This window comes from Bradyrhizobium sp. Tv2a-2, from assembly GCF_000472425.1.
In the GTDB taxonomy this organism is placed as follows: domain Bacteria; phylum Pseudomonadota; class Alphaproteobacteria; order Rhizobiales; family Xanthobacteraceae; genus Bradyrhizobium.
Genome location: NZ_AXAI01000005.1, coordinates 79,119 through 91,443, shown reverse-complemented (window position 1 = coordinate 91,443; position 12,325 = coordinate 79,119). Strand labels below are relative to the sequence as shown.

The 12,325-nt window shown below is 63.5% G+C and carries 11 protein-coding genes; 5 read left to right on the top strand and 6 right to left on the bottom strand.

Going from position 1 to position 12,325, the window contains the following annotated elements; genetic code table 11:
- Nucleotides 1–27: 27 nt before the first annotated feature.
- Nucleotides 28–1,260 (top strand): rhodanese-like domain-containing protein, encoded by a 1,233-nt coding sequence (locus A3AI_RS0111720; RefSeq protein WP_024515755.1) that lies wholly within the window; start codon nt 28–30, stop codon nt 1,258–1,260.
- 49 nt (nt 1,261–1,309) lie between these two features.
- On the opposite strand, the gene A3AI_RS45220 is transcribed toward A3AI_RS0111720, so the two are convergent.
- The 4 genes from A3AI_RS45220 to A3AI_RS50220 all read right to left on the bottom strand — a co-directional run bounded on the left by A3AI_RS45220 (nt 1,310) and on the right by A3AI_RS50220 (nt 3,233).
- Nucleotides 1,310–2,272 (bottom strand): aldolase/citrate lyase family protein, encoded by a 963-nt coding sequence (locus A3AI_RS45220; protein WP_024515754.1) that lies wholly within the window; start codon nt 2,270–2,272, stop codon nt 1,310–1,312.
- A 100-nt stretch (nt 2,273–2,372) separates the two neighbouring features.
- A complete protein-coding gene (locus A3AI_RS0111710; protein ID WP_024515753.1) occupies nt 2,373–2,627 on the bottom strand; it encodes a hypothetical protein in 255 nt (84 codons plus the stop codon).
- A gap of 45 nt (nt 2,628–2,672) precedes the next feature.
- Entirely contained in the window at nt 2,673–3,047 is a 375-nt protein-coding gene (locus A3AI_RS0111705) for a CsbD family protein (RefSeq protein WP_024515752.1), read from the bottom strand.
- Nucleotides 3,048–3,143: 96 nt separating this feature from the next.
- Nucleotides 3,144–3,233 (bottom strand): AraC family transcriptional regulator, encoded by a 90-nt coding sequence (locus A3AI_RS50220; protein ID WP_156927753.1) that lies wholly within the window; start codon nt 3,231–3,233, stop codon nt 3,144–3,146.
- Between the two features lie 128 nt (nt 3,234–3,361).
- On the opposite strand from A3AI_RS50220, the gene A3AI_RS0111700 reads away from it, so the two are divergent.
- The 3 genes from A3AI_RS0111700 (at nt 3,362) to A3AI_RS0111690 (ending at nt 6,756) form a co-directional block, all read left to right on the top strand.
- Nucleotides 3,362–3,766, top strand: a complete 405-nt coding sequence (locus A3AI_RS0111700; RefSeq protein ID WP_156927735.1) for a hypothetical protein — start codon at nt 3,362–3,364, stop codon at nt 3,764–3,766.
- Nucleotides 3,767–3,918: 152 nt separating this feature from the next.
- Nucleotides 3,919–4,890, top strand: a complete 972-nt coding sequence (locus A3AI_RS0111695; protein WP_024515750.1) for an amidohydrolase family protein — start codon at nt 3,919–3,921, stop codon at nt 4,888–4,890.
- 186 nt (nt 4,891–5,076) lie between these two features.
- The gene (locus A3AI_RS0111690) at nt 5,077–6,756 is read left to right on the top strand and encodes an arylsulfatase (protein WP_024515749.1); all 1,680 of its coding nucleotides are present in this window, start codon (nt 5,077–5,079) and stop codon (nt 6,754–6,756) included.
- 271 nt (nt 6,757–7,027) lie between these two features.
- On the opposite strand, the gene A3AI_RS49910 is transcribed toward A3AI_RS0111690, so the two are convergent.
- The gene (locus tag A3AI_RS49910; RefSeq protein ID WP_283807225.1) at nt 7,028–7,162 is read right to left on the bottom strand and encodes a hypothetical protein; all 135 of its coding nucleotides are present in this window, start codon (nt 7,160–7,162) and stop codon (nt 7,028–7,030) included.
- Nucleotides 7,163–7,536: 374 nt separating this feature from the next.
- Nucleotides 7,537–9,444 carry a potassium transporter Kup gene (locus tag A3AI_RS0111675; protein WP_024515748.1) on the bottom strand — a complete coding sequence of 636 codons (1,908 nt, stop codon included), beginning with the start codon at nt 9,442–9,444 and terminating at the stop codon, nt 7,537–7,539.
- 374 nt (nt 9,445–9,818) lie between these two features.
- Here A3AI_RS0111675 and A3AI_RS0111670 point away from each other — a divergent pair, with 374 nt between their 5' ends.
- Entirely contained in the window at nt 9,819–12,170 is a 2,352-nt protein-coding gene (locus A3AI_RS0111670) for a Tex family protein (protein ID WP_024515747.1), read from the top strand.
- Nucleotides 12,171–12,325: the final 155 nt, after the last annotated feature.

Below are 12,325 nucleotides of genomic sequence, written 5' to 3'. Positions count from 1 at the left end.
GGAAAACTCGAGCCCGGCCCGCCATCTATGACCCTTCCTTTCGTGACACCCCAGGATATCCGCACAGCGTTGTTATTGCGCGAGGAGATAGCGCTGCTCGATCTCAGGCATGAGGCCGCGTTTGCGGCCGGCCATCCCTTGTTTGCGGCCAATATGGCGGCCGACCGGATCGCGATCGAGGCGACGATAAGGCTCCCGCGCAAGAACGTGCCGATCGTGCTCTATGACGCCGGCGAGAGGCTGGTCGAGCCGGCGGCCGAGCGCTTCGCGGACTTAGGCTATGGCAATATCAGCGCGCTCGGTGGCGGCCTGCAGGCCTGGCGGGCGGCAGGTTATGAAGTCTTCCAGGATGTCAACTCCTACGCCAAGGCGTTTGGCGAGCTGGTCGAGTCGCGCAGGCACACGCCCTCGCTCACTGCCGACGAGGTCGCCGCCTTGATCGCGGACAAGGCCAATGTCGCCATTCTCGATGTCCGCCGCTTCGACGAATACGCCACCATGAATATCCCCGGCTCGGTTAGCGTGCCGGGTGCGGAGCTTGTGCTTCGCGCGGGACGTGCTGCACCCGATCCCGACACGACCATCATCGTCAACTGCGCGGGACGGACACGCTCGATCATCGGTACCCAGTCGCTGATCAATGCCGGGGTGACCAACAAGGTGCGTGCCTTGCGCAACGGCACCATCGGCTGGACGCTCGCAAAGCACGGCCTCGAGCGCGGCGCGGACCGGCGCGGCGGGATCGGCGCGGTCGACGGCGCCAGGGACAAGGCCCGCGACGTCGCCTACCGCGCTGGCGTCCGCCATATCGGCCAGCGCGAGGCAGCCGCGCTGGCAGCCCAAGGCGGTCGCACACTCTATCGTTTCGATGTCCGCCCCGAGGAGGAGTATACGGCCGGTCATCTAAAGGGCTTTCGCCATTATCCGGGCGGCCAGCTCGTGCAGGAGATCGACATGGCGGCTCCCGTGCGCGGCGCGCGCATTCTGCTGTCCGACGACAAAAGCGTCCGCGCCGACATGACGGCGTCCTGGCTCGCGCAGATGGCATGGGAGGTCTATGTGCTCGACGGCGGCTATGACGGCGCGCTGGAGGTGGGGCCGCCGCAGCCATTGTCCAAGCCCGATCCGTCGCATCGCTACCGGCGTCCCTATGAAGGCATCGATGTCGCGCGCGAGGCAATGCAGGCCTATCTCGATTGGGAATACGGGCTGGTTGAGCAGCTCCGCCGCGATGCGACCCACGGGTTCTCCGTGATTTGATTGAGGGCCGCCCTTTATGCGGGTCGCGCGGGCCAGCTCGGGGCCTGAGCTAAACCGGCAGGGTTCGCTTCTGATACGCCCGTCCCTTGATCGCGGCCTCCTCGCTGTGGCCCGCGATCACGCGCACGCCTTCGTCGATCCGCGCAATGATGTTGTCCGGGCTGCAGCTCTGCAGGAAGGCGACGCCGTTGTTGCGGCAGGCCGCTAGCACACGGTCGCGCGCGATCTGCATCTCCGGTGGAAAGGGCTCCTGCGGGATTGTACGATAGCCGAGCGAGAGGCTCAGATCGCCCGGGCCGATCTCGGCAAATCCGAGCCCCGGCACGCTGACGATCTCCTCGCAATTGGCAATGCCCTCCGGGCTTTCGAGCTTGACCCCCAGCAACAATTCGCCGATCGGATTGAGCGGCCAGGGATCGCAGCGCGCCATATAGTCCTCGGCCGACAGGCCCCAGATCGGCGCCGCGGTCGATTCCGAGCCGCGCCCCCGCGTGCCAATGCCCAAGAGCCGTCGCCCGGTGGTATCGGTGCTTGGGTCCTTCGGCCGCGTCGCGCCTGCCATCCGTGCCGTCGGTGAGGGGATATTCGGATCGACACCAATGGTGTTGTGCGGATAGCGGCAAGATTCCACGAAGGCGCGCACCGCGTCTGCGCTCTCCGCCTGGCACAGCAGGATGCCGTGCACCCCGCGGCCGAGGATCTGGCGGAATTGCCAGGCATTGTAGCGCACATGCGCGGCGTCGATGCCGTTAACCGGCGCCTCGACGATCACTGCAGGCGTGTGGTGCCCCGAGCGCGTCGGTCCGGCCTCGGCCATGCCGCGCATGTATTCGGCAAGGCCGGCCATGTCGAAGGCGCCGTGCTCCATGCCGACATTCATGTAGTCGGCCCAGCTCGCGGCGTCGGAGCGTCCTTGCGCAGGCGTGAGCACGTGGCCGCTATGCGGGCCGTCGTAATAGACCGCCTGATGCTGCTCCAACAGCTCGATGCAGCGATTGATCCGCCTGCCCATGAAAGCTCGCCCTCGCGGCCTCTCCTGGAGGCAGGAGACAGGCTAGCATGACGCGGCCGCGGCGCGCGAGAATCTGACGCTGCGGTTCAGCCCAATGCCATCAGCTCATCCGTCGCCGGCCGATGGCAACGCCCAGCAGGAACGCGACGAGCAGCGAGCCGAGTGGTGCCTCGCGCGCGATGTTGCTGAGAATGCTGAGCGGCCTGCCGGGCTTGCGTCCCGCCTCGATGGCGTCGTTGATGCCACGGACCGTACCCGCGACCGCCTCCGAAGCCTGTGTGAAAGCCGACTTCGGCTCCGGGAGAGGGTCGAGGCCCTCATAGACATAGGGCGCCAGCGGAATATCGTCACTCACGACTTCATCTCCGCAAGTTCGTCATCTCTGTGATCCCACGCCCGGTCAGCCGAAATAGCGGCCGCGGCGGCGCGAGGGCGGCGAGGGCCGCATCATCATCAAGGCGAGCGCAAAGCCGATGCCGCCCGCGATCAGGACCGATCCGATCGGATTGTCCCGAACCCTCTTGGCAAGTGCTTCCGACCCATCGCGGAACGTGTCGCCGCTGTTCTCATAGGCCTGCTTGGCATAGTTGCTGGCGGCATCGGTCGCGTCGCGCGTCGCATCCTTGGCCTGGCCGTACAAATTCTGCGCGGTGCCGGCGGCCTCGCGCAGGCGACCCGAGGCCTGGGTGCCGGCGTCCCCGGCCATTTCGCCGACCGTGGTCTCTGCCTTCCCAGCAAAATCCTTTGCCGTACCGACAATCCGATCCTTGTCCATGGCGTTCACTCCCGTAGCAACAGAAGACTTGGACTGCTAACCGGCCGCGGCAGATTCGGTTCCATGCCGCCGGCTGATTTGCCGCGGCGCATTCCGCTAACGGGCCTGCTGCCTGAATTCTCCCGGCGTCATGTTGGTCGCGCGGCGGAACGCGCGGGTGAAGCTTGCCTGCGACCTGAAGGGCAGCCTCGATCAGGAAGCACTAGCGCGATGGCGATCAATCCGATCCCATCGCGCTTTCGCGCAACCGTCATGATCAGGATGCGAACAGGACCTAAGTTCACCAGCGCTTGGCCCGGGATAGGGGAACGGTCATGAGGACTCTTGTAGCTGTTACGTTTGCGGCATTGGTGCCGTTCTCGGCCGCGTCGGCACAGCCGGCAATCTTCCCGGGTAGAGAGCCGCCGGTCGCCTCGGCATTCGGTCCCGATCCTGTCATCCAGATCACGACGACGTTCCGCGCCCGCATCGAGGGCGTGGCTGATATTGGCGATGTACCCTCGCCGACGGCCCAGGACAGCGCGCGCCGCACGCTCTACAACATGGCGGCGAACGAATGCACTGTTCTCGCCGAGTACTGGAAGGCAGAATGCCGGCTCAATTCGCTCTCGGTCGATGTCTCGCTCGAGAGACTCGCGGGACCAGGCGCAGAGCGCGAGACGCCTTCGATGTTCGGCACCGCTGTGTATGAACTGAGGCTGCAATCGCCGGGGCGGTAGGTCTTCTGGCTGGCAGACGCGACAGCGGCCTCTGGGAAGGGATTGGCGTATTTTGCCGGCTTGATTACTGTTGTCGTGCAGCGCAACCCGCGTCGGCGGCACCATAGCGCAGCAGGATTCGACAGGGCTCAAACACAACGGAGCATCAGGCCATGCGTACCATCACGCTTGAAGAGCATTTCGCGACGCCTGCGTTTCTCGATGGCCCGGGCCGCGATCTCAAGGAACAGGCGCGCCAGCTTGGCAGCCGCGCCGAGCATCTGATGCGCGATCTGTGCGACCTCGGCAAAGGGCGGATCGCCCAGATGGACGCCGCCGGCATCGACATGCAGGTGGTGTCGCTGACTGCACCGGGCGTCGAGCAATTGGAAGCTGCGGATGCCGCGGCGCTCGCACACGAGACCAACGATGTGCTGGCCGACGCGATCGCCAGCTACCCGACAAGATTGTCCGGCTTCGCGGCGCTGCCGATGGCGGCACCGGACCAGGCCGCCGAGGAGCTCCAACGTCGCGTCAGCGATCAGGCATTCGCCGGCGCGGTGATCAACGGCCATCAGCGCGGCCGCTATCTCGACGACAAATTCTTCTGGCCGGTGCTGGAGGCCGCCGAAGCGCTGGACGCGCCGATCTATCTGCATCCGACCAGGCCGCCGAGGCCCGTGATCGATGCGTCCTTCGGCGGCTTTGCGCCGCTTGTGACCGAAATGCTGGCGGGGCCGGGCTTCGGCTGGCACATCGAGACCGCGGTGCATGTGCTGCGCATGGTGCTGGGCGGCGTATTCGATCGCTTCCCCAGGCTGCAGGTCGTGATCGGCCATATGGGCGAAGGCCTGCCGTTCTTCATGCAACGGGTCGACGTGATGCCGGTCGAGCTGACGCGGCTCAAGCGCCCGGTCAGTGCGTATCTGCGCGACAATCTGCACTACACTTTCGCCGGCTTCAATTTCGCGCCGACATTTCTCGATCTGCTGCTCGAGATCGGCGTCAGCCGCATCATGTTTTCGGCCGACTATCCCTACGCCTCGATGGGCAAGGCGCGCGCGTTTCTTGAGCAGATCCCGGTGTCCGCCGCCGACCGCGAGCGGATCGCGCATGGCAACGCGGAAAAATTGTTCGGGCTTTGAGCGCGTTTTGCCGCGCGGCCGAAAGCCGCTCCTTTCGGCCAGCCGTCGAAGGCTCGATATCAACGAGAACTTTGCTGGAGCGCTTGGCACAAAACGCACATCGCGATCGAAACTCATGGGATATCATCTCGAAGCCGCGATGAAACGCGCAGGGCCTGCTGTTAGGCCCGTTAGTGGAGGTGATTTATGGCGAACAAGGTCGACGGCCCCAGCGTATCAGAACAGTCAAGTTCACTCTCTCGGCAAAGTGTGCCCACCCGGCGAAATCTCCTCGCAGGGACAGCAGCGATCACGACCGCTCTTGCGACCTCGGCTTTGGTGTCGCCCGTACAGGCGCAGCAAGCGACGCCAGCTCCGGCGGCAGGTGCTTCGGGCCGCAAGCCGAACATCCTCGTGATATTCGGCGACGATATCGGCATTCCGCAGATCAGCGCCTACACGATGGGAATGATGGGCTATCGCACGCCCAATATCGACCGCATCGCCCGGGAGGGCGCCATCTTCACCGACAGCTACGGCCAGCAGAGTTGTACGGCTGGACGCGCATCATTCATTCTCGGCCAGGAGCCGTTCCGAACCGGCCTTCTCACGATCGGCATGCCGGGCGATCCTCACGGCATCCAGGACTGGATGCCGACCATCGCCGACGTCATGAAGACGCAGGGCTATGCCACCGGCCAGTTCGGCAAGAACCATCTCGGCGACCGCGACGAACATTTGCCTACCAAGCATGGTTTCGACGAGTTCTTTGGCAATCTCTATCACCTCAATGCCGAGGAAGAGCCCGAAGGATATTTCTATCCAAAGGACCCCGCATTCCGAAAGCAGTATGGACCGCGCGGTGTCATAAGGTCATCGGCGGACGGAAAGATCGAAGACACCGGCCCGTTGAATACGGCGCGCATGCCGACCGTCGACGAGGAGTTCCTGGGTGCGACCAAGGATTTCATCGGCCGGCAAGCCAAGGCAAATCGCCCTTTCTTCGTGTGGTTCAACACGACGCGCATGCATGTCTTCACCCACTTGAAGCAGGGGTCTCTCGGCAAGACGGGGAAGGGCATCGAGGCGGACGGCATGGTCGAGCACGATGGAATGATCGGCGAACTGCTTCAACAGCTGGATGACCTCGGCATCGCCGACAACACGATTGTGGTCTACACCACCGACAACGGCGCAGAACTCGCACTGTGGCCTGACGGCGCCATGACACCCTTCCACGGGGAAAAAGGCACAACATGGGAAGGTGGGATGCGCATTCCGATGATGGTGCGCTGGCCCGGCGTGGTGAAGCCGGGAACACAATACAACGACATCATCTCGCTGATCGACTGGTTCCCAACGCTCTGCGCGGCAGCGGGCATCCCCGACATCAAGGAGAAGATGAAAACCGGGTTCGCCGCCGGCGGCAAAACTTTCAAGGTGCATCTCGATGGCTACAACTTCATGCCGTATTTCAAAGGCGAGGTGAAGCAGGGTCCGCGCGATGCCCTCTATTATTTCGATCAGGGCGGGAATCTCAACGCCATCAGATGGAATGACTGGAAGCTGAGTTTTGCAATTGCATCCGAGGGCAACATCGCAACCGCAACACGAGAAGTGCCATCCTGGGCGTTGATTGCCAATCTGCGGATGGACCCCTACGAGCGCGGCATGAAAGAAGGCGGTGGAGCGATTGAGTTTCTTGCGCGAAATATGTGGTTGATCGTGCCCGTCCAGGGAAAGATCAAGGAGTTCTTCTCCGACTTCGATCAATTCCCATACCAGGAGGGCAGTTCGCTCAATGCGTCCGGGATCAACTACGGCATGCTCCGCCAGCAGGCGGCACTGAAACGGCTCAACGAACTGGAGCGATTGACGCCGCAATAGCGAGTTTTCGCATGGGAGATTTCTTGCTTGGGCATCTTCGACCTCACCGGGCGACCGGTGAGGTCTTTTCTGTAAGAGCAGTAACGCACACGTGAGGGTTGCGCCTCGGCTGCAGAGACGTATTCGTCGCAAGCGTGACGTACAGCCATTGATCGCCGATATTCGGAGCGTTGTTCAAGAACTCCTGTTTCAGACTGGCCTGAAAAAATGATCAAACATCAGCGCGCGCGGTGAACGGCAGCGCGGCAACGCACCGTGCCGAAGCGGGCCGTCACTGCGGCCAATCCTTGTAGAGCGTGATTACGATCATCATCAGCGAGCCGATTGCGACCACCACCGGGCAGATAAACGGCAACTCTTCCAGCACGCCGACGAGAACCGCCCGGACGCGGAGCGTTCTCTTCATTCTCTTCATATGCGCGAAGCGCCAGCCTGCCACACCCATCGGACATCTCCGGTTGGCCCACAGCAGCGGCGGCGATTCTTCAACGCGAAGGGATCCCCGGCTATAGCCAATTCGGGTGTATCCCCAGATCAAGGTGAAGGAACCCTTGCAAGGTCGTAGGTCCGCTCGCCTCGATCGGGGCCATTGAAGTTTATCTACATAAGACACCCCAAGCTCCGCAGCTTCTCAAGCGCGCAACGCCTTTGCGGTGGCCTATCCGGCTGCGACCTCCGAGATGATCGACGATGCCGGCCATTATTCGATGCTGGCGACGCCGGTCCGCGTCGCCACATCGAGAAGCAGGTCGCAGCGGCTGGCCGACAATTGAGCAGGCGCTAGATTTCGATTTCGGTCCCGAATTCGACAACCTGCCGCGTGGGCACGTCGAAGAAGGCGGCCGTCCGCTCGGCGTTTCGCTGCAGGAAGGCGAAAATCGCCTCGCGCCACACCCACATGCCCGGGACATCCTCGCGCGGGATGATGGTCTCACGGCCGATGTAATAGGTAACGTCGGCGAGGTCGATGCCCTCGAGCTTGCCCTGCCGACAGGCAAGCCGCAGCCCTTCATGGATAGTCGGGTATTGCATGAAGCCGTAATGCAGGATGACCCGCGTGATGCCTTGCGTGATCTCGATCACCTCGACGCGATCCTCGTCGGCGATGCGCGGTGACTCCGCGATCAGAATCGTGACCAGCAGCACGCGCTCGTGCAGGCACTGGTTATGCTTGACGAACTGGGTCAGCGCGAGCGGAACGCCCGTCGGCGTCGACGCCAGGAAGATCGCCGTCCTGGAGAGGCGGGCGCGGCATTTGCTGATTGCGGTCTCGATCAGTTCTTCCTCGGGCTGTCGAAGCCTGCCGCGCGCGCCTTCGACCAGCTTGACCCCACTGCGCCAGGTCAGCATCAGGAAGGCGACGACGCCGGCCAGCACCAGCGGGAACCAGCCGCCTTCGATCAGCTTGGTCGAATTGGCGGCGAAGAAGATGCAGTCGATGATGAAGAAGAAGCCGTTCACCGCAATGACGATGACGGGCGAATAGCCCCACTGGATGGCGACCAGCGCCGCAAGCAAGGTCGTGATCACCATCAACAGCGACACGGCAATGCCATAGGCGCCGGCCAGCGCATCCGACGAGCCGAAGACGATCACCGCGCCGAGCGTCGCCGCCGCGAGCAGCCAGTTCACCAGCGGCACGTAGATCTGGCCGATGGCATGGCTCGTGGTGTGGTTGATCTGCATCCGCGGCAGAAAGCCGAGCTGGATCGACTGCTGGGTCAGCGAAAATACACCGGAGATGATTGCCTGCGACGCGATCACGGTGGCAACGGTTGCGAGCGCAACCAGCGGATATTGCGCCCAATCAGGCGCGAGCTGATAGAAGGGATGGTCGAGTGCGGTCGGATCGGTGAGCAAAAGAGCGCCCTGCCCGAAATAGTTCAGCATCAGCGCCGGGAGCGCGACACTGAACCAGGCAAGCCGGATCGGCACGCGGCCGAAATGCCCCATGTCGGCATACATTGCCTCGCCGCCCGTCACCGCGAGAAACGCGGCGCCAAGCACGGCGAAGCTGATGCGAAAGTCTTCGTGGATCAGGAACTCGAAGGCATGAAGAGGGCTCAGCGCGGCAAGCACGGCCGGCGCCTTGACGATGCCGTGGATGCCAAGGGCTGCAATCACGGCAAACCAGACGAACATCACGGGGCCGAAGATCTGCCCGATGATGCTGGTGCCATGCTTCTGCATGATGAACAGCCCGACCAGGATGACGATGGTGATGGGTACGATGATGTGTGCAAGCGAGGGCGCATCAACCTTCAATCCTTCGATGGCGCTGAGCACGGAAATCGCCGGGGTGATGGCGCCGTCGCCATAGAGCAGCGCTGCGCCGACAAGACCGACGATCAGGAGCTGCGCGCGCCACGTGCCGGGCGCGGCACTACGCACGTGCAGCAGCGCCAGCAATGCCACGATGCCGCCTTCGCCACGGTTGTCGGCACGGAGGATCAGCAGCGCATATTTGATCGAGACGATCAGGATCAGCGCCCACAGGATCAGCGACACCAGGCCGAGGATCGCGCCTGGGCTGGGCGTCCCGCCATCGGCCGCAGCCCGGGCCGCCTCTTTCAATGCGTAGAGGGGGCTGGTGCCGATGTCGCCATAGACGACGCCAAGGGCACCGATTGTGGCCGTGACCGGAAGCGCGGTGGAATTGATCGAACTCGCGACGGGCGTGGCGGTCATTGCAAGAGACCCCAAAGCTGTCATCCGCCGGACGGATGACCGGCGGTCACGACCAAGTCATAGTCTGCGGCATCGCGCGATAAATTGCTACTGGCTTGAAACGGAAAGCGAGCTGGATTCCGCGGAATATTTGGTGGTAGTTGGCCGGTCAGGCGCCGCCCACGGATCGTGCCGCCGGTAACGGCGGATAGTCTCAAATACAAACCGTCCAGTAAGCGTGGCGGAAAGCTGTGCAAAGATCGGGCAAATGCCGCGCGTTACTGACACGGTGATTTGCTCCACAATGCCGCTTGATGAATCAATCGAACCTGGTCCATAAGCACCGTCCCGCGACGGCAGTTCGGTCGCCTCGATCGGTTCCAGAGGGATTTTGCGTGGCAAACATCAATCAGAAAATTGCGCAAGAGCTTGGTGTTCGTGAACAGCAGGTCGAGGCCGCGGTCACGCTGCTCGACGGTGGCGCTACGGTGCCGTTCATCGCCCGCTACCGCAAGGAGCTGACCGGCACGCTCGACGACGCGCAGCTGCGCACGCTGGAGGAGCGGCTGACCTACCTGCGCGAGCTTGAAGAGCGCCGCAAGGCCGTTCTCGAGTCGATCCGCGAGCAGGGCAAGCTCGATGCGGCGTTGGAGGCCACGATTCTCGCCGCCGACAGCAAGGCGCGTCTGGAGGACATCTATCTTCCCTTCAAGCCGAAGCGCCGTACCAAGGCGGAGATCGCCAAGGAGGCGGGGCTCGAGCCGTTGTCGGAGCTGCTCTTGAAGGAGCCGCAGAACGATCCGAAACAGGCGGCGAAGCCGTTTGTCGATGCCGAGAAGGGCGTGGCTGACGCGGCCGCCGCGCTGGAGGGGGCGCGCGCGATCCTGGTGGAGCGTTTCGATGAAGACGCCGACCTGATCGGCGAACTGCGCGAGGAGATGTGGTCGAAGGGGCGCATGGTCTCCAGCGTGCGCAAGGGCAAGAAGACCGACGGCGAGAAATTCAAGGACTATTTCGACTGGAGCGAGCCGCTGCACAAGATGCCCTCGCACCGGATCCTCGCGATGTTCCGCGGCGAGAAGGAGGAAATTCTCGACCTGCAGATCGATCCGGAGCCGCAGGCCCAGTCCCAGGTCCAGCCGCCGGCCGCGGGCGTGCCCGGCACTTATGAATTGAAGATCATGAGGCGCTTCGAGATCTCCGACCAGAGCCGGCCGGGTGACCGCTGGCTGATGGAGACGGTGCGCTGGGCCTGGCGCACCAAGATCCAGCTCCATCTCAACATCGACCTGCGCATGCGGCTGTGGACGGCGGCCGAGACCGAGGGCGTGCGGGTGTTCGCCTCCAACCTGCGCGACCTGTTGCTGGCGGCGCCGGCCGGCGCACGCGTGACCATGGGGCTCGATCCCGGCTATCGTACCGGCGTGAAGGTTGCCGTCGTCGATTCTACCGGCAAGGTGCTGGCGACCACCGCGGTCTATCCGCACGAGCCGCAGCGGCAATGGAATGAGGCGCTGGCCACTCTCGGCAAGCTGGCGGTCGCGCATCGCGTCGATCTGATCGCGATCGGCAACGGGACCGCCTCGCGAGAGACCGACAGGCTCGCGACCGAGCTGGTGAAGCTGCTGCCCGATCTGAAGATGACAAAGATCGTGGTGTCGGAGGCCGGCGCGTCGGTCTATTCGGCCTCAGCTTTCGCATCGGGCGAACTGCCTGGTCTCGACGTCACCATGCGCGGTGCGGTGTCGATTGCGCGGCGGCTGCAGGATCCGTTGGCCGAGCTGGTGAAGATCGATCCCAAGGCAATCGGCGTCGGTCAGTACCAGCACGATCTCGGCGAAGCCAAGCTAGCGAAATCGCTCGATGCGGTGGTTGAGGACTGCGTCAACGCGGTCGGCGTCGATCTCAACACGGCCTCGGTGCCGCTGCTGTCGCGGGTCTCGGGCATCGGCCCGTCGCTCGCGCAGAGCATCGTGCAGCATCGCGACGAGAACGGCCTGTTCAAGTCGCGCAAGGCGCTGAAGGAGGTGCCGCGGCTGGGACCGAAGGCGTTCGAACAATGTGCGGGCTTCCTGCGCATCAATGGCGGCGAGGACCCGCTCGATGCGTCGGGCGTGCATCCGGAAGCCTATCCGGTGGTGCGGCGGATTCTGAGCGCCACCAAGAGCGACATCAAGGCGCTGATCGGCAACAGCGACGTCGTGCGCCAGCTCAAGCCGCAATCCTTTGTCGACGACACGTTCGGCCTGCCGACCGTGACCGACATCCTGCGCGAACTGGAAAAGCCCGGTCGCGACCCGCGGCCCGCGTTCAAGGCGGCGGTGTTCAAGGAGGGTGTCGAGGAGATCAAGGATCTCAAGCGCGGCATGATCCTGGAGGGTACGGTCACCAATGTCGCCGCGTTCGGCGCCTTCGTCGACATCGGCGTGCACCAGGATGGCCTTGTCCATGTCTCGGCGATGTCGAAAACCTTCATCAAGGACCCGCGCGAGGTGGTGAAGCCGGGCGACATTGTCAAGGTGAAGGTGCTGGATGTCGAGGTCGCCCGCAAGCGCATCTCGCTGACGCTGCGGCTCGACGACGAGGTCGGCGCCAAGCAGGATGCGAAGGGGCCGGCGCGCGAGACGTCGCAGGTGTCGACGAAATCCGCCTCCAGCCGCAAGCCGCAGGAGCAGGCGGGCGGCGGCGCGCTTGCCGAAGCCTTGCGTCGCGCAGCCGAGAAGAGCGGCCGCGGCAAGGGGGCCTGAGCCGAAGCGGCGGCGCCCTTCTTGCTTCGAGCACGGCGAAGGAGGGGGCCTTGAATGGATGTCTGTGTCAAGCGTCGTTATCGATGAATTTTTCACGACGCGCTTCTCTGAGCGTCTCCACGGTTACCAGCGCTATTTCAACCATCGCGTGCGCC

Bases quoted from the DNA above. Each gene is read 5' to 3' on its own strand.
- A3AI_RS0111700 (WP_156927735.1), top strand. From the start codon at position 3,362: ATGAGGACTCTTGTAGCTGTTACGTTTGCGGCATTGGTGCCGTTCTCG.
- A3AI_RS45220 (WP_024515754.1), bottom strand. From the start codon at position 2,272: ATGGGCAGGCGGATCAATCGCTGCATCGAGCTGTTGGAGCAGCATCAG.
- A3AI_RS0111705 (WP_024515752.1), bottom strand. From the start codon at position 3,047: ATGGACAAGGATCGGATTGTCGGTACGGCAAAGGATTTTGCTGGGAAG.
- A3AI_RS0111720 (WP_024515755.1), top strand. From the start codon at position 28: ATGACCCTTCCTTTCGTGACACCCCAGGATATCCGCACAGCGTTGTTA.
- A3AI_RS0111695 (WP_024515750.1), top strand. From the start codon at position 3,919: ATGCGTACCATCACGCTTGAAGAGCATTTCGCGACGCCTGCGTTTCTC.
- A3AI_RS0111690 (WP_024515749.1), top strand. From the start codon at position 5,077: ATGGCGAACAAGGTCGACGGCCCCAGCGTATCAGAACAGTCAAGTTCA.
- A3AI_RS49910 (WP_283807225.1), bottom strand. From the start codon at position 7,162: ATGAAGAGAACGCTCCGCGTCCGGGCGGTTCTCGTCGGCGTGCTGGAA.
- A3AI_RS0111675 (WP_024515748.1), bottom strand. From the start codon at position 9,444: ATGACCGCCACGCCCGTCGCGAGTTCGATCAATTCCACCGCGCTTCCG.